The following is a 20,924-nucleotide window of genomic DNA, read 5'->3' as shown; positions in this document are numbered from 1 at the left end:
CATGCCCTTCGCGACGAGGTCCGGCCGCCGCATCCACTACGAGGTCCAGGGCCACGGCCCTCCCCTGCTGCTCCTGCACGGCCTGCTCCAGGTGGGCTCGCACTGGACGCTCAAGGGGTACGTGCCCGCGCTGACGGATGCGTACACGGTGGTGACCTTCGACTCGCTGGGGCACGGCCAGAGCGACACACCGCACGACCTGGAGTCCTACGCGCTGAGGCATCGCGTGGAGGACGCGCTGTCGGTGCTCGACACGCTCTCCATCGACCGGGCGCACGCGTGGGGCTATTCGATGGGCGGCTGGACGGTGTGTGGTCTGGCGTCCTTCGCGCCGGAGCGGCTGGCGTCCTACGTGGTGGGCGGCTGGGATCCGGCGGTGGGCCTGCCCGTGGCCTACGCGGCCCTGGAGAAGCAGCTCAAGCCTGGGACGACCGTGGACTGGTTCCAGGTGCTCCTCCTGGGAGCACGGCGTGCGCCGGAGCTGGCGGAGGCCATCGACGCGGGAGACCTGGACGCGCTCCGGCTGTGCATGAAGGCCTGTGAGACGTCGGCGGGCCTGGACGAGGCGCTGGTGGGCTCCAGCAAGCCGGGGCTGCTCTATTGCGGCGCGCTGGATCCGTACCACGACTCCATGAAGGCCGTGGCGCGGCGGGCCGGCGCGGCGTTCGCGACCATCGAGCACGCCGACCACGGCGGAGCCTGGGCGAAGGCGCCCAAGGTGCTGCCCCACGTCCTGCCGTTCCTCGCCTCCGTCTCGCGGTCCTGATCAGTTCGCGGATTGGATGGCGATCACCCGGACGTCGAAGTCCTTGCACGCGGCGTCCTTGCAGATGCCGTTGAGCCAGGCCTCCCCCTGGCCGAACATCACGCCGTCAGCGTTGACGAAGAGGTCCGCGTAGCGCTGCCGGGTGATGACCCTGGCGATGGCTGGCGTGACGATGACGTCGTAGTGCCTCACGAACGCCGCGGCGTCTGGCAGCTTCACCTTCCTGCCGCCCACGGTCGCGGTGAACGGATACGCCACCATGGCGGCGACCGCCTTCACGTCGTGCGTGGCCACCGCCTGCTGGAACGCCGCGAACGCCTGCTCGTACTTCGCGGGCTCACCGAGGATGCGCTGGATGCGGGCGTTGACGTCAGCGGCTCCGGCATCCTGTCCCCCGGTGACGACGTTGGGAGCGGCCAGCGGCGCGGCGGACACCGGAGTCTCCGTGCGTTGACAGGAAGCCGCGGACACGAGGACCAGGGCGGCAAGCCGCGTGGGATTTGTCTGCATGAGTTCCCCCCGCCAGGGCAGGCTGCGCATCCCTGGCAAAGACAGACTCTACAGAGCTTGATTCGTGTCAGCGCATGCCTTGGACCAGCGTCCAAAGCTGACGTTTCGCGGCCGACTGCGGGACTCGCCGGAATAGTGCATCGCGGACAAAGCGCGCGGCTCCATTCTCCCACTGGGCCACACGTCCTACCTGCCGTGAGCGCACGACAAACGCATTGGCGCGCTTCACCCGGCGGGACTCATAGGCACGCAGCGCGTCCTCCACGCTGCCCTGCGCCGCGAGGCACTCTCCCAGCACCACGCCGTCCTCGATGGCCTGACAGCCGCCCTGCCCCAGGTTCGGCGTCATCGGATGCGCGGCGTCCCCCAGCAGCGTCACGCGTCCCCGGCTCCAGTGCCGCACCGGAGGACGGTCGTGGATGTCCGTGCGCAGGATGCGTTCAGGTGGCGTCGCCGCGAGCAGCCGCGCGATGGGCGCGTGCCATCCGGAGAAGCGCTCCTGGAGGACGGCGAGCGTCTGTCCCGGCGCGTCCTCCGCCCCCGCGGGAGCGTTCAGCGTGGCGAACCAGTACACCTCGCCATGGCCGATGGGCACGATGCCGAAGCGGGCCCCGGGGCCCCACGTCTCGCTGAGCGACCCCGGCTCCACGAGCTCCGCGCCCGGACAGACACCGCGCCAACTGGTGTAGCCGGAGTAACGCGTGGGCTGCTCGCCCAGCAGCCCCGACCGCACGGCGGAGCGCAGGCCGTCCGCGCCCACCAGGACGTCGCCGGAGACCGTCTCGCCCGTGGACAGCGTCACCGTGACGCGGGCGCCGTCGTCATGGAAGCCTGTCACGCTGACACCCAGCCGCACGGCCTCCTCCGGGCCCGCGTGAGCGCGGAGCACGGCCTGGAGGCGCGCACGGTGCATGGCCACCATCGGGGCATCCAGTTCCTCCTGGAGCGAACGCACGTCGACGTCCGTGATGCGAGCCCCCGTCGAATCGAGGATGCGGGTCCGCTCGGCGCGCTCGCCCTGTGCGACGACGGCGTCACACAGGCCGATGCGGCGCAGGGCCAGCGCGGCGTTCATCTGCACGATGAGGCCCGCGCCCACCGGCCGCAGGGCTTCGGCGCGTTCGAACACGGTGGCGCGAAGGCCCGCACGCTGGAGGGCACAGGCCAGCGTGAGGCCTCCAATGCCTGCTCCGGCGATGAGGACGTGGCGGGCGGATGCGGACGTCATGGCGGCCTCCTGAAGGGCCGGCGCCACGGGTCAACCGAACCAGCGGCCGGCGTCAGGCGCGAAGACTCGCACGCGTTCGAGCAGCGATGCCGGCAGCCGGGCCTGGAGCGTCGCGTGGACCTGCGCGGGGCTGTAAGCCTGACTGAAATGCATCAGGACCAGGGCCTCGTTCTGGAAGCGGTCCGCCATGGAGGCGATCTCCTCCAGGTGGATGTGGGCCCGCTCCTGCGCGTCGCGCACGGTGCGCTCCGCGTCGATGAACGTGCACTCGAGGATGAGCACGCGGCTGTCGAACAACGACGGTTGGCGCTCCAGGACGTTGGAGAGCGTGTCGGTGCAGTAGGCCAGCTCCAGGCGTTCGACTTCATCGAACAGCGGCTCGCCAGCCTGACGACGGCGGCCGATCTCCGCCGGAGGCAGCTCGCGGAACTCGGGCTTGAGCTTCGCGACGCGGCGGAGGAACTGGTAGCCCAGCGAAGGCACGGGATGGTGCGTGCGAAAGGCGCGGACCCACACGTCCTGCTGCACCTTCACGGTGTCACCGGGGCGCAGGGGGACGGTGCGGATCTCGGACTTCATCCGGTGCAGGCGCCCCAGGGCCGCGAGCGCCTCCTGCACGGGCGCTTCAATCTCCGCCGGCAGGTAGACGAACGGCGGCCCCTTGCCCACGAGCGCGCGGATGCCCAGCAGCGAACCCAGCGCGCTCGCATGGTCCGAGTGGCCATGGCTGAGGAAGATGCGGTCCGTGGTGGCGAAGGAGCGGATGGGGATGCCCGCGTCGAGCAGCACCCCCAGCTCCGGCACCAGGAGCGACGTGTACACGCCGCCCACGGACACGCCACGCACGGTATAGGGTCCCGCCTGCACCTCGGTCAGCATGAGGGGAAGCTTATGCGGACTTCGGAAGGAAGGCGTTCGTGAGGATGAGTCAACGGTGGCCATGGCTCCTCACCGCTTCGGTGCTCTTGCAGGCATGCGGAGGCGCGCACAGGCGGAGTCAGTACGACTTCGACAGCGCGACGAACTCCTGCAGGACGCAGCCTGCCTACTGTGCCCAGGTCGCGGGAGAGGAAGCGGTGGTTCCCAGGGCCGTGCGGACGTTCGCGACGACGGGAAGCTCCGCCGCGGCGGCCGTGAAGCTCCTGGATGCCGCGCTGAAGCAGCAGGTGACAGAAGCGCTGGAAGAGTGCGCGGACAAGGCGCGAACAACGGTCATCCTCGCGAACTTCGGAACCCGGAGCCCGACGCCGCAGGAGTGCAACGAACTGGTCCGCGATGCACAAGGCCAGACCATCACCCGCGCCATGAAGCTCGGGGAGGAGATGCACCGGGTCGCATTGCAGTGCGCGGAGGAGAGGCTGACAGAACTCCGTCCGGGTGGGTTCAGTCTGGAGCCCACGTATCGCTACGAACTGGACAGCGGGAAGACGATCTGGCTGTCACCCGCGCAAGTGGCTCGCATCCGGCAGCATGGCAGTCTGGGAGAGTTGAAAGGGACTCTTGTTCCCGACGTGGTGCTTCACACGGGCGACCCGGCGCAGGTTGAAGCCGTCTATGACTTCAAGTTCCCGTGTGTAGACCTGACGCGACAGGCCCAATGGCGGAAATATCCTGCAGGACATCCCTACCATGGAAGCAACCAAGGTGACCTGTATCTCAGGGCCTTCAAACTGGACGAAGTGATGCTGGTTCAGCCATATCTCGGAGCAGGTCTCTGAAGATGACATCCCCAAGACTGCAGGTCATGCGCAGGAACAGGGCCGTCACGCAGGAGGATGTAAGCATCTGCTTCTATCTTCCCAGACCGACGGCAGAGGTCTCTCAATCCATCGCACTGTCTCTTCAATACTTTGTCGATGCCATCGGCATCCGTGCACTCAATTACTACATCGGGGACGACGACGAACCGCGTGAACTGGATGACGCCGGATGGGCATTCATTCACACGAAGCTCCATCATCCGGTCGCGCCCTCTGTCCTGCTCACCAATGATGCGCCCTACCCGGAAAAGTTCGAGTTCGAATACCTGGGCAAGGACATCCATGCAGCCATATTCCGTCACGATCCGGGTCCCGTGACAGCGGTTCGTTTCATCGTGCCCCTGTCATGGGTGAATGCTCACGGTGCCCTCCGTGTCCGCGAACTGGCACTGGCTCTGGCTGCACCACTGCCGTTCAGTTCCGGGCACGCGGGGCTGTCGGTCAGCGGATACCTGAACTCAGGGACTGTGATGTCGGACCTCGTTCCCCTGCTAGCCCCCTTCCCCGGAGTAGACGTCCAGAGCTTCGACCGGACTTCCTTTGAGATTGGCACCCGCCTACGTGTCCCGCACTGGATGACCTTCATCGGTGAGCCATCGCTGAGCGCCATGGGCGGCGTGGACTTCCTGCGCTCTCAACTGCACGCGCCCGGAACCACCGTGGAAGCTCTCGACGCGTCCAGGGCCGTCGTCATCCTGGGCCCCGAGCCCCTCGCTGGCGGTCCAGACCAACCGCTTCTTGCCTACCGGGAGCTGGCCCGTGTCCTGGAACCCTGGGCTTTCCACGCCAGCGTGCGCCCGGCCAACTTTTCCGACGACGATTTCATGGGGTGGGACCGCCGGTTCCTCGACTGAACCGGCGTCCCCTCCGCGCGCATCAGTTCTTCGCGCGCTCGTACTGGTGCGGCCACAGCACGTCCGCGCGCAGCTCTTTCGCGGCGCGCAGCGGCCAGTACGGGTCCCTCAAGAGCTCGCGCGCCAGGAAGACGACGTCCGCCTGTCCCGTGGCCAGGATGTGCTCGGCCTGGTACGCGGAGCGGATCATCCCCACCGCGCCCGTGAGCAGGCCCGCCTCCTTGCGCACCTGCTCCGCCAACTGCGTCTGGTAGCCCGGCCCCACCGGGATCTTCGCGTTCGGCACCACGCCGCCCGACGAGCAATCCAGCAGGTCCACGCCCTCCTTCTTCACGAGCTTCGCCAGCGCCACCGAGTCCTCCGGCGTCCAGCCGCCCTCCACCCAGTCCGTCGCGGAGATGCGCATGAAGAGCGGCAGCGACTCCGGCCACTTCGCCCGCACGGCGCGCGTCACCTCCAGCGCGAAGCGCGTCCGGTTCTCGAACGTGCCGCCGTACCGGTCCGTGCGCTTGTTCGACAGCGGCGACAGGAACTCGTGCAGCAGGTAGCCGTGCGCCGCGTGCAGCTCGATGACCTGGAACCCCGCGGCCTTCGCGCGCACCGCCGCGTCCGCGAACGCCTTCACGATGCGCTGGATGCCCGCCTCGTCCAGCGCCGCGGGCACCGGGTAGCCCTCCTCGAACGCCTCCGTCGTGGGCCCCAGCACCTGCCAGCCGCCGTGCTCCGGCTCCACGCGCTTGCCCGCGTCCCACGGCCGGGGCGTGGAGGCCTTGCGGCCCGCGTGCGCGAGCTGCACGCCGGACGCGGCGCCGTTCTGGTGCATGAACCGGTTGATGCGCGCCAACTGCTCCACGTGCGCGTCCTTCCACAGCCCCAGGTCCTGCGGCGAGATGCGGCCCTCCGGCTCCACCGCCGTGGCCTCCGTCACCACCAGCCCCGCGCCACCCACCGCGCGGCTGCCCAGGTGCACCACGTGCCACTCGTTCGCGAAACCGTCGTCGCTCGAGTACTGGCACATGGGCGAGACGACCACCCGGTTGCGCAGGGTGATGTCCCGCAGCTTCAAGGGAGAGAACAGCTTGCTGCTCATGTCGGGTCCTTTCGGGGAAGCGAAGGGGTCTGCTCCGGCAGCCCCAGCGCCGTGCGCACCTGGGCCGTGCTCCTGCCCAGCCAGTGCCGGCGGTGGTTCTCCTGCGTCGTGAGGCTGCGCGTCTCCATGCGGTCCACGTAGAGCGTGCCGTCCAGGTGATCCAATTCATGCTGGAGGATGCGCGCGTACCAGCCGCGCGCGGACACCGTCACCGGCTCGCCGTGCTCACCCAGCGCCTCCACCCGCACGCCGCGCGCCCGGGCCACCAGCGCCGCGAAGCCGTTCACGCTCAGGCAGCCCTCGTGGAACTCCATCGGCGTAGGGTCCTCCACCACCAGCCTCGGGTTGATCAACACGTGGAAGGCCACCGGCGAGCGCTCGCGCAGCGCCAGGTCCGCAGGCGACGCGCCGGCCTGGTACTCGGCGCGGTCCTCGATGACCACCAGCCGCAGGCCCACGCCCACCTGGGGTGCCGCGAGCCCCACGCCGGGCGCGTCCCGCATCGTGTCGCGCATCAACTGGATGAGCCGCCGCGTGTCCTCGCTGCCGATTTCTTCCGGGGTCAGCTCCCGCGCGCGCTGGCGCAGCACCGGCTCCCCCGCCTGGACGATCTTGAGCACCATGGTGGCCCCACCGTAACAACCGCTCTCCCGCCGCGCCGCATCGCCGTGAGGCGGGCCTGGCCTCGGCCGCCCGGTTCTCCAAGGAGAGGGCAACCCCTGGCGTGGAGGGGTGCCACTGACGGTAGGCTGTGTCGCACCATGGCTCGCCGCAAGAAGGCCGACGAAACCTCCGCGCGCGTGCGCAACCTGCTCGCCCTCGACGCCGCCGGCATCATGCGCAGGCTGGCCGCGCGCCGGGAGGAGATGTTCCTCCTCTTCTCCCGCCTGCGCAGCCGCGACCCGCTGGTGGAGACGGTGGCCTCGCGCTACGCGGACGGCGCCTTCGCCCAGCTCATCCACCTGACCGAGCAGGAGCAGGCGGTGGTGGACCACTTCTACGGGCGCCTGGACGAGCTGCGCTGGTACTTCACCTACACCGAGGACATGCCCGGCACCGCGCACCAGACCTTCAGCGCGCTGCACCGCCGCCTGGAGGAGAGCTACCGCCTCTTCGTGGAGACCCTGGGGCTGCCCGTCCAACCCGACGGCGTGCGCGTGGTGAACGTGGAGGCCGTGCGCCAGGAGGACGTGGCCGCGGAAGCAACGCCCGTGGCGCTCGCCCCGCTGCCCCGCCGCCGCCGCGCGCCGCCCGCCTGACGCTCAGGCCGCGGAGGCCTCCGCCCGCGCGTCCGCGGCCGACATCCCGGGCGCCGCCGCCTTCACCAGCCGCTTCATGGACGCCTTGCCCACGACGACGTCCACCATCTTCCGCGCGCGCGTCCAGACGCTCTCCTGCACGTAGGGGATGCCGTACTTCTCGCAGAGGGCGCGCACGTGCGGCTGCGCCTCGCGGTACTTCAGCATCGGCAGGTCTGGCCAGAGGTGGTGCTCGATCTGGTAGTTCAGCCACAGGTGGGCGTAGTCGTTGAGGTCGCCGCCCGTGCGGTAGTTCGCGCTGCCCACCACCTGCTGCACCATGCGCTCCGCCTTGTTCGCGGGCGCGGAGTCGAAGCGGTACAGGTCCTCGCCGGTGTGGTTGGGGCCCACCACGAAGAACGTGTGCAGGTTGGTGACGACGTCCGCCAGCACGGAGTTGCAGAACACGCTGAACGCCGCCCACGGCGACACCAGCAGGAACGCCGCCGGGTACAGCCCGAAGAAGACGGTCGCGTACGGCAGGTAGCAGCGCGTGAAGAGCTCCCACAGCTCCGCGCGCGTCAGCGCCCCGCCCTCGCGCCGGCCCTTGCGGCGCAGCGAGCCCAGCGTCTCCGGCGCGTAGTAGCTCGCGCGCCAGGTGACGGCCAGCAGCGCGAGCTGCACGTAGCGCAGCGGCAGCGGCCGGCCGGTGTCGCGCAGCGAGCCCTCCGCGTTGCGCTCCAGGAGGTCCGGATCCGCCTCCTCGCCGGTGTGCGAGTGGTGCAGCACGTTGTGCTCGAAGACCCACGCCTCCGGCAGCATCCAGTCCAGCCAGTCCACGAACCGGCGGTGGCCCTTCGCGAAGCCCTTGCTGGTGCGCGACGCGGGCATGCCCGGCACGCGGTCATAGCCCCGGTGCCCCACGTGGTGCATGAGCAGCCAGCGCGTGGAGCGCCCCAGCCCCAGCGCCACCGCGGAGAGCGGGTTGGGGGCGATCCACGCCGTGGCCAGCCCCAGCGCCGACGCCACCTTCCCCCAGCGCTCCATCTTCCGCAGGTGCGCCGCGTCCGCCTCCCCCAGGTTCGCGTCCAGCCGGGCTCTCAGCTCCTTCAGCTCCCGGTAGAAGCCCTCCACATCCACGGAGGCCAGGTCGAAGTCGGGGGCGGCGCGGGACATGCGGAAGAACTCCTCGGGAGCAGGACGGGGACCACGGCCGATGCGGGGCGCACCGTAGCCTCCACACGCCCTGACGCAAAGCGTCCCGTCCCGCTCACCCGCCCACCGGGCGGCGGGGCAGCACCAGCTTCGCGATGAGCACCTGCACCACGTCGCCCCTCTGGTTGCGCGTCTCGCTGCGCACGGTGGCGATGCCCCGGTCCTGCCGCGTGCGCGAGGAGATGATCTCCAGCACCTCGCTCTCCACGTGAAGGACGTCCCCCGGGCGCGTGGGCCTGGGCCAGCGCAGCTCCCCGCCCGCCCCCACGATGCCGCCCTTGAAGGGCAGGCCGCTCTGGACGTTGAGCTTCATGGTGAGGGCCGCCGTGTGCCAGCCGCTCGCCGCGAGCCCCTCGAACAGCGTGTCCTTCGCCGCGGCGTCGTCCAGGTGGAAGCCCTGCGGATCGAACTCCCGCGCGAAGGCGATGATCTGCGCCGCGTCCAGCGTGTGCGTACCGCTGGTGAACTTCTGCCCCACCGACAGGTCGTCCAGGAACAGCTCCTGGCGCCCGCCCTCGTCCGTCGATGCCATGCCCGCGTCCCTTCCGGATGGCTGCACATCCATATGATGACGATAATACGTCTGGCGCCGGGACGCCCGTCCGAAGGCGATTGTTCTCCAGGGCGCACGGCAAGCCGCCGCCAGGTTGAGCTGGGCGCGGAACGTTGAGCATCGCGCGCACGCGCCGTTCGCCGCACGCCGGAACAACCAGGGCCCGAGGCCCGTGGAGTATGAGCGGTGCGTGCGTCTCTCCTGCCTGCGCCGTCACCTGTCCGTCCTCGCCCTGGCCCTGACGGGCCTGGGGGCCGCCGTGGCCCACGCCGACGAGGACACGCCCTTGTCCACCTCCCAACGCTCGGAGGTCGGGGACGTGACGGTGGAGGGCGCGAACAAGACGCGGTCCTCGACGGTGCGCTCGTTCGGCAAGGTGGACGTGGGCGACGAGGTGGACGACGAGGAGCTGGAGAAGGTGAAGCGGCGCCTGCTGGCCACGGGCCTCTTCCAGGACGCCCGCGTGAGCACGGAGCCGATGCCCGACGGGCGCGTGCGGCTGGTGCTGCGCGTGAAGGACAAGGCGTCGTGGGTGGTGGCGCCCACGGTGGCCCTGTCCTCCGCGAACACCGGCGGCGGGCTGCTCTACGCGGAGAACAACCTGGGCGGCCGCGCGAAGAAGTTCGCCGTCGCGGCGCAGGTGAGCACCGGCGAGAGCGGCCTGTACGTGGGCTTCCTGGACCCCATCCTCTTCGGGCTGCCGCAGCTCAAGTTCAGCCTGGAGGGGCAGCTCAAGAGCGACCGCGTGGACGAGTACAGCATGGACGCCAGCGAGGACGACCCGGAGATCCTCCGGCGCACGCGCTTCAACTCCGCGTCCCTCAGCTCCGAGCTGGGCTTCATCCTCTTCGAGCGCGTGCGCGCGGCGGCGAAGTACCGCCTGGCCAGCATCGACGCGAAGGCTCCGGACCCCGAGATGCCGGTGACGGTGCCGCCCTTCTCCACCGGGCCCGCCATGCGGGACACGTCGCTGCGCCTCATGGTGGGCCTGGACTCGCGCCAGACGCTGCACGCGGTGACGGAGGGGCTCAACCTGGAGGCCTCCTACGAGGTCTCCACCCCGGGCGTGTGGAGCGAGTTCGACTACCGCAAGTTCGGCCTGCTCTACCGCCACGGCATCCGCTTCTTCACGGAGCACAACCTGGTGCTGCGCGGCGAGCTGGCCCTGGGCCGGGACCTGCCCTTCCACCAGGAGCTGGTGATGGGCGGCACCACGCTGCGCGGCTTCCAGTACCGGCAGTTCCGCGGCGACACCCGCCTCACCTTCACGGCCGAGTACCACTTCCCCCTCTTCAAGGTGCAGTCGCTGGCCTTCCGGGGCGTGGCCTTCTCCGACACGGGCGCCATCGCGTGGTGGGACGTCCCCGAGGATGGAGTCCTCCGCGACGCCAACGGGCGCGTCATCCGCGACTACCTGCGGGAGACCCTCACGGGCCAGAACCCCGTCACCGTGGCCCAGGGCGTGGGCGCGGGCCTGCGGCTGTACCTCAACAACGTCGTGCTTCCCCTGCTGGGCGTGGACGTCGCCTACGCCGTCAACTCCGGCCAGGTGCGCTTCTACCTCGTGGCCGGAGTCACGCCCTCCTGAAGGCGGCCTGCTAGCCGGCGCGGGCAGCGCTCGCGTCCGCGTCCGGCCCGGGCTCCGGAGGCGGCACCACGCCGGGCCACGCCTCCGGCGGCAGGTCCAGGCTGAACGGCGGAGACTCGCCGCGCACCGTCCACCAGAGCGCCTTGTCCGCGCACAGCGCCTGCGCGATGCGGCCGGACGTGGTGCGCACGCGCTCCACGACGGCCTGGTGCTCCTCGGGCGTCTGCGCCTCCAGCATCGCGACGACGTTGTCCCAGACGCGCTGCCGCCACACGATGAGCATCTGCATCACCGCCCGCTCCACCACGGGGCGGCTGAAGGGCACGCGCAGCAGCAGCCGCGTGGACGCGCACCGGTAGCGCTCCGCGAGCAGGTCCAGGCACTCCGGGATGCACGAGCGGAGGATCTCGTTCACGTGGAAGTAGTCATGCCGGTAGCGCGCCAGGCGGCGCGCGTCCACCGGCGGCGACTGGTGGGCGATGTTGTCGTAGACGACCATTCCCAGGTCGTGGTTGATGTGCGCGCTCACGCCCAGGAGCGCGTCCTGGTACGGCTGCGTCAGGCCCTGCGCCGGGTAGTGCGTCGCGAAGCGCCACGCCGCGGTGGGCAGCGGCAGGTTCTTCAGCGAGTCCCGCACCGCGATGAGCGCCTCCTCCGCGAAGCGGCCCGTCAGGTGCGACAGCCACTCGGGTTCGAGGAAGCCGCCCGCGTCCTCCCGGCTCAGCAGGTGGACGACCTTGCGCGTGACGATGGCGTAGATGTCCAGGAAGATGGCGCGTGAGTCATTCCGCGCGTTCAGCCGGGCGAGGATCTTCTCCAGCCCTTCCAGCGCCTCCTCCGCGTTGACCGGGTTCCAGAGCACGTCATCCAACCGGATGGGGCCCTGCGCGTCCGGGTGCTTCGTCTCGTGGAGGTGAAGCGGCTGGGGGGACTGCGTCCGGTGTGCCGAGGGGGAGGCGGATGAAACATTCATGGAATGACGCTCCACGGGGTGGGGGAACGACTTCACATGAAAGCTTATACCAACCTGTACTTCCTGTGACTCCCGCCCCCCCGGAAGAAACGTGATGTTTCACGGGCCCCCCGCGTGTTGACACTCACGCGGGGGCCTTTGTCACACCGCCGTCAAACTCAGGGCGTGGTGCCTTCACTCACGGTGCCGCCCGTCCTGCCCAGGACGTACTTCGCCAGCGCCAGGGCGTTGGTCTCGTCGACGAGCGACTCGTAGGTGGGCATCTGCGTGCCGGGCTTGAAGGACTCCGGGTTGCGGATCCACTTGGCCACTTCCTCCGGGGCCTTGCCCTTGGCGCCCTGGAGCTTGGCCTCGTAGGCCTTGCCGGGGGCGTGGCAGGTCGCGCAGCCCAGGGAGCTGAACATCTTCTCCGGGTCGCTGGAGGGCTCCGCCTTGGGGCGGCCACCGGCGGGGGGCGGCACCACGGTGTCGTTGGGCTTCATGGAGCGCAGGAAGGTGTAGATGGCCGTGAGTTCCACGTCGTCCGCGTAGCGGTACTTGGGCATGGGCGCGCGCAGGATGTGGCCCGCGGGCGTCACGCCCGTGCGCATGGCGTGCTTGAACTCGTCCAGCGTCCACTTGCCGATGCCGGCCGTCTCGCTGACGGTGATGTTGGGCGACAGCAGCTTGCCCTCGCCGCCCAGCGGCGTCAGGTCGAACTCGAAGCCGCCGCTCAGCACGGTGTCCGGGTTCTTCATCTTCGCCGCGCTGCCCTCGAAGCCCGGCGAGTGGCAGAAGACGCAGTCGTAGACGCTGGCGGACACGTAGCGGCCGTACTCCACGGAGTCCGCCGCCTTCGCGGGCACGGGCACCGCCTCCGTGCGGCCCTTGTCGTTGATGCCCATGGCGAAGGAGAACACCATCCGGCCCATGGGGGTCAGCGTGGAGCGCGGCGGCTGGGTCTTCTCCGGCGCGAAGTCCGGGTGCCCCGAGCGCATGAACCCGATGACCGCCGCCAGGTCCTTGTCACCCATGTTGGGGAACGCGGGCATGGGGCGCACGTGGTGGTTCTTGTCGATGGAGTTGATCACCATGCGGGCGATCTCCTGGTCCGTCCAGGCGCCCACGCCCTTCTCCGGGTCGGAGGTGATGTTCGCCGAGTAGAACGTGCCCAGCTCCGGCGGGAAGTCGTGCATCTGCACGCCCGTGGGCTTGGTGTTGCCACCGCCCGCGTGACACTCCGCGCACACCGCGCGGAACACCTGCTCACCGCGGGCAATGCCCTCCGGAGAGCTGTCTCGCGTGATGTTGGGCAGCGCGACGTAGTCATACGACTTGTTGATCTTGTGGCTGGCCACGCCCATGGCGGTGCCCGCGCCAATCAGGACCAGGGCGACCAACGCACCAATGGCGATCAGGATCTTCTTCATCATGGGGAACGCTTCTCCGGATGAACGGGGACGGCACACGGCGCTCCGTCCGCACCACGGGGAGGCGTGGAGGGAGCGCCGGCGTTGGGACGGGTGAGGCGGCTACTGGCCCGGCAGGCAGGTGCTGGGCGGGGGAATCTGGGGCGTCGAGGACGGCGTCTTGCTGACCAACTGGAGGCCGGCGAACGTCACGACCCCCGGGATGACGGGGAGGTCCACCGGCTGCATCAGCGACCAGGGGCGCCCTTCCGGGTCGCTCGTGGTGACGTCCTTCGCCTCGTAGTGGACCACGGGCGGCGGCCCCATCAGCGGCGGGTGGACGACGGCGACGATGCCCAGGGAGCTGTTGGGCGCCGGCGGCCCCGGCGGGATGAAGAAGCCGCGCGTGGACTGGAACGGCGCCAGCGCCGGCGGCAGCGCGCCCGGGGGCGCCCACTCGACGTTCAGCACGCGGCCGGAGGTGGCCGTCACGGTGGTGTTCGCCGCCGGCACGCGGAACACGGGGAAGCCCGGCCGGTACATCCAGAACACCGTCACGCCGCCGAAGCGGGCCGGGTTGAGCAGGTCCGCCACCGTGGTGGGCGTGCCCTCGGCGGTCAGGGACTTCGCGACCGCCTCCAGGATGCCCTTGTCGCTCATCTGCAGGGCCTCCAGGCCCACGCAGGCGCTGTGCGCGGGCACGACCGGCCGCACCGTCAGCGTGGGGACATAGTTCCCCTCCGGCACGGGCGGCAGCGTCGGCAGCGGAGGCGGCAGCGGCAACGTGGCGTTGTTGGCCAGCGTGGCCTGCCCTCCCAGCGACAGCACGAGGAACGGCGCGCCCCGGCGGGTGGGCACCTTGTCCAGGGTCCAGATGCCGTTGGCGTCCGACACCGTGGGCGCGCCCGGCGCGGGCGGCTGGCCCGTGGCGGGGTCCGGCTGCGTGTCCTGCAGGGTGATGGGCGCGTTGCGCACCACCGCGCGCTGCAGGAGCGGGCTGAACTCCGCGTACAGCGGCGGCAGCGCGCACTGCGCGGGCGGCGGCGCGCAGTTGGCCAGGTTGAGGAAGTAGGCCTCCGGATCCACGGTGAAGCCCGTCACGCGGGAGGTGAGGCCCTCCGGCTCGCGGTTCTCATACGTGGGGCGCGGCGTGAAGGTGGACGCCGCGGGGTTGGTGGAGTCCTGGCAGCCCGCGTTCAGCAGGGCCGCGCCGAGGAGCGTTCCGACGAAGAGAGCTCTTTGCATGGCGGGGTGCTTCCCCTACTTCGCGGGGAGGATGTGTCGGGCGGGGAGCTGCTCGCCGCCGTGGCAGGTCTGCGCGCAGTTGCCGAACCGGCTGGGCGTGCCGCGCTGGTTGAAGGCGATCTGGAAGAACTCGTCCCCGTGCTGGGAGATGTGGCACGAGCCGCACAGCGCCAGGCTGGGCCGCTCCGTGCTCTTGCGCGTCAGGTGGCACACGGTGCAGTCCGCGCGGTTCGCCGGGTAGCTGGGCGAGTTCATGTGGATGCGGTGCACCATCTCCTGCGTGCGGCCCACCGTGTCCGTGTCGTAGTGGTGGCAGACCTTGCAGCTCTCGATGTGGTCCACCGACAGGCCGTGGCGCAGGTTGTCCAGCGACAGCACGCCGCGGTGGCAGATCTGGCAGTTGCCCACGTTGCCCGGGTACGTCGTGGGCTCGTCCTGGCCCACCTGGAAGAAGAAGGGGTTCAGCTTGGCGACGCGCTCGCCCAGGGCCGCGCGGTTGAACTTCACCAGCGCCACGTAGGTGCCCGGCTTCGCGTTCGCGGGCAGCGTGAACGTCTGGCGGGTGGGCCACTTGTAGTCGATGAGGCCCGGCGTCAGCCCCGTGAGCGTGGCGTCATCCAGCATGGCGAACGGGAACGGCCGCGCGAAGAACTCGGGCTTGTCGCTGGGATTGCCCAGCACCTTCAGGTCCTGGATGGGACCGGCGATGGCCACGTTGGAGATGGAGTCGTTCTCCGTGACGGTCGCGATGACGTTGGGGACGAAGGTCTGGATGCCGTTGGACTGGCCGCCGATGATCTCCCGCGCGCTGGGCAGCAGGTCGCGCGAGTGCAGGTGCGCGCCCGCGCTGTCGCGCAGGTCCACGTAGACGCTCACGTCCTCGCCGGGCTTGTAGAAGCTGCCCTCCTTCGGGGGCGAGAACACCAGCCGCGAGTCCAGGCCCGGGCTGCACTGCACCGGGTTGCCGGCGTCGTCCGTGCAGGTGGACGGGCGGTCATCCGGGATGATGTACGTGACGGGGAAGTAGAACGGCTTGTCCGGCAACTGGCTCCAGGTGGCCCGGAGCGCGCCGGGGCCCGACAGGCGCGGCACGCGCAGCACCTTGAAGGGGTTGGTGCTGCCCACCCAGTCCACGCGCGCGATGGTGCGCGTGATGGCGCTCTGGTCCAGGCCGCCCGCGAAGCCCGTCACGGTGCCGGGGTCCTTGTCGCCGGGGAAGCGCGGCGGCTTCAGGTTCTCCGAGCGCCAGGAGAAGCGGCTGTGGCCGGCGTAGGGCGAGGAGGCCAGCAGCTCCGAGCGCAGGTACGTCTGGCTCGCGCGCGGGGTGCCCGTCTCGTCCAGCACCTCCACGGTGATGGTGTCGTCCTTCACCTTCTGCCAGTTCGCGTTGCCGAACTGCACCTCGCGGGTCCAGCAGTCCTCCACCGCGCCCGCGAGGCTGTAGAAGCTCCACTCGTCCGGGCCCTGGTTGACGTTGGTCCAGTCCAGGCCGGAGAACACGGACTGGTTCTTGATCCACGCCAGCGCGGCGGTCTGGTCGTTGGGGTTGTTGTGCTGGTTGACCACCGTCTCCGACACGGAGAACTGGTTCAGGAAGTACTGCGTGTCCGACAGGATCTGCAGCGTCCCGGTGGGAGGCGACAGCGTCAGCGGGTTCTGCGCGAGCGGCGTGATGCACGTGTCCGGATACCCCGGGGTCACGCTGTTCTTCGCCACCATCTGCCCGTTGGGCAGGAAGGCGCAGCCGTTGATGTACTGGAGGCTCAGCCGGATCGCGCCGGAGTTGAGGCCCTGGTAGGGGTCGAACCGCTTGGCACCGCGGCCCGTCGTGGACCCCTCGTCGTCAGTGACCTTGAGGAGGTTGCAGGACAGCAGGGGCACCAGCAGGGCGCACCACGCGCTCTTCAGCAGGATTGAGCGGTTCATGGAAGACGAGGCCGGAGGCAGTCGGGGGGAGGAAAGGGAGCAGGTATCCTCACGCGCGGGCCCGCGCGCCCCACCCTTCCCGACGCCGCCAGCGCTCCGCCACGCGGAGATGGTGAAGCCAGGAAAGGGTTGGGAGGAGAACACCTCATCGGTTCAAACTGACCACATTATGAGAGTCCGCGCAATTCGCGGACTTCAGATCGCGCGGGTGACTCAGGGCGTCGGATGGGCCAGGGCGGGCTGGGCGCCGCGGGCGGCCTCGGCGGCGTCGCGCTTGAGGCCCACGAAGGTCCACATGCCGCCCCCGAAGTCGATGCAGGCGAAGAAGGCCATGATGGGCGGGCACTGCCCCAGCGCCGTGCAGAGCAGCACCACGCCGGTGATGAAGGTCCGGCCGATGACGGCCCAGTGGAAGAACGGGCGGACCTCCCGCACCGCGGCCTGGTGGGACATGAAGGACAGCGACGTGAGGAGCGACCCGAACATGCGGACCGCGAAGTGGTGCGGATCCGCGGGGTCCGGCTGCATGCCCGCCACGGTGAGGAAGGTGGCGGGGCTCAAGAGCGTCAGGAGCGCCAGCGGCACCGTGTAGAAGGTCCAACCGTAGAGGGACCGGGCGGCATGGCTGAGCGAACCCCAGGCGGGGAAGACCTTCGGCGCGAAGAACACGGGGACTCCGGAGCGAACGACGACGGGGGAGGCAACGGGGGACGGGCGGGGGCTTGCGAGTCTAGCCGAGTCAGAGGCTGAGACCGGCGGACAGGAGCACGGCGAACACCAGCCCCAGCCCCGCGGTGCGCCCCAGGTGCGGGTTGAGCGCGCCGCCGTCCTCCTTCCAGATGGCGCGGATCTGCACCGCCGCGAGCGGCAGGCCCGCCAGCGTGAAGAGCCACGCGCGCGGATGCTCCGGCGACAGCGCCCAGGCGATGAGCGGCAGCGCGAACGCCCCCGCCACCGCGAGCGTGTACTCCCACTGGCCGAAGCGGCGGCCGAAGCGCACCACCAGCGTGCGCTTGCCGGCGAGGACGTCCGTCTCGCGGTCGCGCAGGTTGTTCACCGCGAGGATGCCCGCGGCGATGAGCCCCATGGACAGGCCCGCGAGCACCACGTCGCCGGAGAGGTGATGGGTGAGCACCCCGTAGCTGCCGGTGACGCCCAGGAGGCCGGAGATGAGCAGCACCAGCAGGTCCCCCAGGCCCATGTAGCCCAGCGGCACGGGGCCCGCGGAATAGAGGACCGCGCCCGCCAGGCAGACCGCGCCGCCCGCGAGCACGGGCCAGCCTCCCGCCTGCGTCAGGAGCAGCAGCGCCAGCGCGGCGCCGGTGAAGGCCAGGGCCGCGGCGCCCGCCACCTCACGTGAGGACAGCCAGCCCTTCTGCGTGACGCGCGCGGGCCCCAGACGGGCCGCCGTGTCCGCGCCGCGCTCGAAGTCCGAGTAGTCGTTCACCAGGTTGCTGACGATCTGCGCCAGCATGAAGCCCACCAGGAAGGTCAGCGCCGGCACCGGCCGCCAGCCCCCTTCCACGTTGGCGAAGGCCCACCCCACCAGCGTGGGCGCGATGGAGGCCGTGAGCGTCTTGGGCCGCAGCGCGACCCACCAGACGCGGGCCAGCGAGGGCCTGGCTTCTTCGACTGCGACACTCGACGACGGGAGACTCGGAGTGGCCATGGATGTCCGGGGGAGGGCAGCAGGCGCACGGTAAAGCTACAGGCCCGCCAACCGCAAGAGGACCCAATGCTTCACATCGGTTTCCCTCATGTATCACCTGTCTACAGCCCGCCCCGCTCCGGCGAACCCCAAAGGCAGACGCTCATCCCCTCTGGCGCGAAGTCGAGGACACGGCGAGGGCTCCGCCATCCAGGACAATCCCGGCGGCCTTTGCGTCACGCACGCCCTGACAGCAGGCAGGCGCCCCTGGGTATGTAGCACCCCAGGCGCCAGACGCCCGGCCCGCCAGCCGTTGGCTTTCTTGCAGCGCTCCGGATGTGTGCCTGGGGGCGGATGCACGAAAGGCAACGCGGGCCTGGCAAGGGGACAGGCGGGCAGGTTCCAAGCGCACGGGCAGTGCCAATCCATCGGGGTCCCTGGCGGACGAACGAGGGCTGGCATGGACGGACTTCGAGGAACAGCAGCGGTGGTGCTCGCGTGCGCGGGCCTGTGGGCCCCGGGCACCGCGTGGGCGCAGGCGCCCGGCGAGGACGACTCCGGCGACGTGATGTCGGAGGAGAAGCTGGAGGCCCTGCTCGACACGCCCGCGGCGCAGCCCTCGCAGGACGAGGTGACGGCGGAGGCCTTCGGGCCGGAGCGGCTGACGCCCTACTTCGCGGAGGGCCTGCTGGCCAAGGCGAAGGCGGAGTTCGACCGCGGCCGGTACAAGTCCGCGCGGGCGCTGCTGGCGACGGAGCCCTCCCCTTCCCTCCCCGGCCGCTTCCTCCAGGCGCAGAGCGCGTTCCTCGCGCGGGACTTCGCGACCGCCGCCGCCGAGTTCACGGCGCTCGCGGAGGACTACGTCCCGCTGCGAGACCACTGCCTGATGAAGGCCGCGCAGGCGCATGAGCGGCTGCGCAAGCCGCTGCGCGCGGCGGAGCAGTATGGCCAGGTGAGCCCCGGCTCCCCGCTCTATCCGGAGGCCCGCTTCACCATGGCGCGCGTGCTCAAGCGCCAGCTCCGCATCCCGGAGGCGCTCGCCGCGCTCCAGGAGTTCATCGACAACCGGCAGGCCCGCGGGCCGGACGCGCTGCGCATGAAGGCGCTGCTCGCCTACTGCGACCTGGCGCGCGCGGCAGGGCAGTACAACGCGGAGCACCGCGCGCTGCTGGAGGTCTGGGCCACCGCGCCCCTGTCGCCGGAGGCGGACCGCGCGCGCGCCCTGCTGCGCGACCTGCCCCTGCCCATGAAGTGGCGCGTGCGCCGCGCGGAGGCGCTGGTGGAGCTGCACCAGAACGTCGCGGCCATGAACATGCTGGCCCGCTCGGGGCCCCGCACGGAGCTCCCGGACGAGCTGGCCTGCCGCGCCCAGCTCACCCTGGGCCGCGCCCTGCGCAAGGAGCGTCAGCACCGCCGCGCCATCCAGGTGCTGGAGCCGGTGGCGCGCGAGTGCCAGTCGCCCGAGCAGCGTCCGCAGGCGCTCTACCTGCTCGCCTATTCGCAGTCCGTGGTGCAGCCCGAGGCGGCGGTGGAGACGTACGCCACGCTGGCGCGGGACTACCCGGAGCACGGCTACGCGGACGACGCGCTCTTCTTCGAGGCCTGGACGCAGCAGCGCCTGGGCCGCGCGGACGAGGCGCTGGAGAACTACGAGGCGCTGGCGAAGCGCTACCCGGCCGGCAACTTCGCCGCCGAGGCCCTCTTCCGCGCCTTCTGGCTGCACCTGCGCAAGGGCGAGACGCAGCCGGGCCTGGCGTCGCTGATGTCGGTGGAGCAGTTGCCGGAGGCCGCGCGCACGGACGACGCCCTCTGGCGCGCGCGCTACTGGCAGGCGCGGACCCAGGAGAACGCCGGCGCGGTGGACGCGGCGCTCGCGCGCTACGAGCTCATCGCCACCGAGCGGCCCACGGCCTGGTACGGGCTGCTGTCCCGGACGCGGCTGGCCCAGCACGCGCCGGAGCGGCTGGCGCGGTTGACGGAGGCCGCCGCGCGGCCGGCCACGGTGAAGGCGGTGAACACCGCCGCGCCGGCCAACGACGAGGTCTGGCCCCTGCCCCCCGGCCCGCTCCAGAAGGACGCGCGCTTCGCGGCGGGCGTGGAGCTTTTGCGCCTGGGCCAGCCGGGCGTGGTGGAGGAGCTGCTCGCGGTGGACACGCGCGGCCTGGCGGAGGCGCCCGCGCGGCTGCTCTACCAGACCATGCGCCGCACCGGCCGGGGCCGGGCCACGCGGCAGGTGGCCCGCGTGACGCTGCGCCAGGAGGCCGCCGGGCCGCTCAGCGCCGCGTCCCGTCCGGTGTGGGAGGCGACGTGGCCGCTCGCGTTCCGGCCGCTCATCCAGAGCCATTCGCGGGCCGCGCGCGTGGACCCCGACCTGCTCCAGGGCCTCATCCGCGAGGAGAGCCGCTTCAACCCTCGCGCGCGCTCGTCCACCGGCGCGCTGGGGCTCGCGCAGCTCATGCCCACGACGGCCCAGGCGGTGGCGGACTCGCTCAAGCTGGCGTCGTTCGACGTGTCGTCGCTGCTCCAGCCCGCGCAGAACATCCGGCTGGGGGCGGCGTACCTGGGCTCGCTGCTCAAGCACTTCGACGGCAACCCCGCCTACGCGGTGGCCGCCTACAACGCGGGCCCCGCGGCGGTGGAGCGCTGGCGCAAGGCCCTGCCCCAGGCGGAGCTGGACGAGTGGGTGGAGCACATCGCCTTCGACGAGACCCGCGACTACGTGAAGCGCGTGCTCAGCAGCTACAGCGCCTACAAGCTGCTCTACGCCAATGAAGTCCCCGCCGCCTTCGCGCCAGCCCGCAAGGCCCCGCTGGAGGCCGCGCGCACGCCCACGGTGAGCCCCGCCACGGGCGTGGGGGGCAGCGGCCGGAACGTGGCGACGCCCACGTCCTCCGTCTCCGGGAGGCGCTAGGCGCGAAGACGCCGGACGGGACCGTGATCCC

The 20,924-nt window shown here is 70.5% G+C and carries 19 protein-coding genes; 6 read left to right on the top strand and 13 right to left on the bottom strand.

Features of this window, described 5'->3' with window-relative positions:
- Position 1: 1 nt before the first annotated feature.
- Positions 2–766, top strand: coding sequence for an alpha/beta fold hydrolase (locus tag K8612_RS12870; protein ID WP_223762470.1), 765 nt, complete (start codon positions 2–4; stop codon positions 764–766).
- Here K8612_RS12870 and K8612_RS12865 read toward each other — a convergent pair whose 3' ends face one another.
- The 3 genes from K8612_RS12865 to K8612_RS12855 form a co-directional block, all read right to left on the bottom strand.
- On the bottom strand, positions 767–1,276 hold the full coding sequence (locus K8612_RS12865; protein WP_223762469.1) for a hypothetical protein: 510 nt from the start codon (positions 1,274–1,276) through the stop codon (positions 767–769).
- Positions 1,277–1,343: 67 nt separating this feature from the next.
- On the bottom strand, positions 1,344–2,504 hold the full coding sequence (locus K8612_RS12860; protein WP_223762468.1) for an FAD-dependent monooxygenase: 1,161 nt from the start codon (positions 2,502–2,504) through the stop codon (positions 1,344–1,346).
- Between the two features lie 30 nt (positions 2,505–2,534).
- Positions 2,535–3,383, bottom strand: coding sequence for an MBL fold metallo-hydrolase (locus K8612_RS12855; protein WP_223762467.1), 849 nt, complete (start codon positions 3,381–3,383; stop codon positions 2,535–2,537).
- A 212-nt stretch (positions 3,384–3,595) separates the two neighbouring features.
- Here K8612_RS12855 and K8612_RS12850 point away from each other — a divergent pair, with 212 nt between their 5' ends.
- Together K8612_RS12850 and K8612_RS12845 are read left to right on the top strand one after the other, a co-directional pair.
- A complete protein-coding gene (locus tag K8612_RS12850) occupies positions 3,596–4,222 on the top strand; it encodes a hypothetical protein (RefSeq protein WP_223762466.1) in 627 nt (208 codons plus the stop codon).
- A 26-nt stretch (positions 4,223–4,248) separates the two neighbouring features.
- Positions 4,249–5,118: a type VI immunity family protein gene (locus K8612_RS12845; RefSeq protein WP_223762465.1), complete on the top strand. Its 870-nt coding sequence runs from the start codon at positions 4,249–4,251 to the stop codon at positions 5,116–5,118.
- Positions 5,119–5,140: 22 nt separating this feature from the next.
- Here K8612_RS12845 and K8612_RS12840 read toward each other — a convergent pair whose 3' ends face one another.
- Together K8612_RS12840 and def are read right to left on the bottom strand one after the other, a co-directional pair.
- A complete protein-coding gene (locus K8612_RS12840) occupies positions 5,141–6,208 on the bottom strand; it encodes an NADH:flavin oxidoreductase/NADH oxidase (RefSeq protein WP_223741525.1) in 1,068 nt (355 codons plus the stop codon).
- Positions 6,205–6,831 carry a peptide deformylase gene (def, locus tag K8612_RS12835; protein WP_223741524.1) on the bottom strand — a complete coding sequence of 209 codons (627 nt, stop codon included), beginning with the start codon at positions 6,829–6,831 and terminating at the stop codon, positions 6,205–6,207. Before def ends, K8612_RS12840 begins: the two co-directional genes overlap by 4 nt.
- 138 nt (positions 6,832–6,969) lie before the next feature.
- On the opposite strand from def, the gene K8612_RS12830 reads away from it, so the two are divergent.
- Positions 6,970–7,467: a hypothetical protein gene (locus tag K8612_RS12830; protein ID WP_223741523.1), complete on the top strand. Its 498-nt coding sequence runs from the start codon at positions 6,970–6,972 to the stop codon at positions 7,465–7,467.
- A gap of 3 nt (positions 7,468–7,470) precedes the next feature.
- Here the strand turns inward: K8612_RS12830 and K8612_RS12825 are convergent, their stop codons facing one another.
- Positions 7,471–8,622, bottom strand: a complete 1,152-nt coding sequence (locus tag K8612_RS12825; protein ID WP_223741522.1) for a fatty acid desaturase — start codon at positions 8,620–8,622, stop codon at positions 7,471–7,473.
- Between the two features lie 94 nt (positions 8,623–8,716).
- Positions 8,717–9,193, bottom strand: coding sequence for a MaoC family dehydratase (locus K8612_RS12820; RefSeq protein ID WP_223741521.1), 477 nt, complete (start codon positions 9,191–9,193; stop codon positions 8,717–8,719).
- A 211-nt stretch (positions 9,194–9,404) separates the two neighbouring features.
- On the opposite strand from K8612_RS12820, the gene K8612_RS12815 reads away from it, so the two are divergent.
- The gene (locus tag K8612_RS12815; protein ID WP_223762464.1) at positions 9,405–10,802 is read left to right on the top strand and encodes a BamA/TamA family outer membrane protein; all 1,398 of its coding nucleotides are present in this window, start codon (positions 9,405–9,407) and stop codon (positions 10,800–10,802) included.
- 10 nt (positions 10,803–10,812) lie between these two features.
- On the opposite strand, the gene K8612_RS12810 is transcribed toward K8612_RS12815, so the two are convergent.
- From K8612_RS12810 to menA, 6 genes are all read right to left on the bottom strand, one after another.
- Positions 10,813–11,775 carry a DUF5995 family protein gene (locus K8612_RS12810; RefSeq protein ID WP_223762463.1) on the bottom strand — a complete coding sequence of 321 codons (963 nt, stop codon included), beginning with the start codon at positions 11,773–11,775 and terminating at the stop codon, positions 10,813–10,815.
- A 158-nt stretch (positions 11,776–11,933) separates the two neighbouring features.
- A complete protein-coding gene (locus tag K8612_RS12805; RefSeq protein WP_223762462.1) occupies positions 11,934–13,187 on the bottom strand; it encodes a cytochrome c in 1,254 nt (417 codons plus the stop codon).
- 99 nt (positions 13,188–13,286) lie between these two features.
- Positions 13,287–14,408, bottom strand: a complete 1,122-nt coding sequence (locus K8612_RS12800) for a hypothetical protein (protein WP_223762461.1) — start codon at positions 14,406–14,408, stop codon at positions 13,287–13,289.
- A gap of 15 nt (positions 14,409–14,423) precedes the next feature.
- Positions 14,424–16,334, bottom strand: coding sequence for a hypothetical protein (locus K8612_RS12795; protein WP_223762460.1), 1,911 nt, complete (start codon positions 16,332–16,334; stop codon positions 14,424–14,426).
- A gap of 213 nt (positions 16,335–16,547) precedes the next feature.
- On the bottom strand, positions 16,548–17,003 hold the full coding sequence (locus K8612_RS12790) for a hypothetical protein (RefSeq protein WP_223741516.1): 456 nt from the start codon (positions 17,001–17,003) through the stop codon (positions 16,548–16,550).
- Between the two features lie 70 nt (positions 17,004–17,073).
- Positions 17,074–18,003 (bottom strand): 1,4-dihydroxy-2-naphthoate octaprenyltransferase, encoded by a 930-nt coding sequence (menA, locus tag K8612_RS12785; protein WP_223741515.1) that lies wholly within the window; start codon positions 18,001–18,003, stop codon positions 17,074–17,076.
- Positions 18,004–18,442: 439 nt separating this feature from the next.
- On the opposite strand from menA, the gene K8612_RS12780 reads away from it, so the two are divergent.
- Positions 18,443–20,893 carry a transglycosylase SLT domain-containing protein gene (locus tag K8612_RS12780; protein ID WP_223762459.1) on the top strand — a complete coding sequence of 817 codons (2,451 nt, stop codon included), beginning with the start codon at positions 18,443–18,445 and terminating at the stop codon, positions 20,891–20,893.
- The last annotated feature ends 31 nt before the right edge of the window (positions 20,894–20,924 follow it).

This window comes from Corallococcus sp. AS-1-6 (genome assembly GCF_020037015.1).
Taxonomy (GTDB): Bacteria; Myxococcota; Myxococcia; order Myxococcales; family Myxococcaceae; genus Corallococcus.
This window is presented reverse-complemented; position numbering and strand designations above follow the sequence as displayed.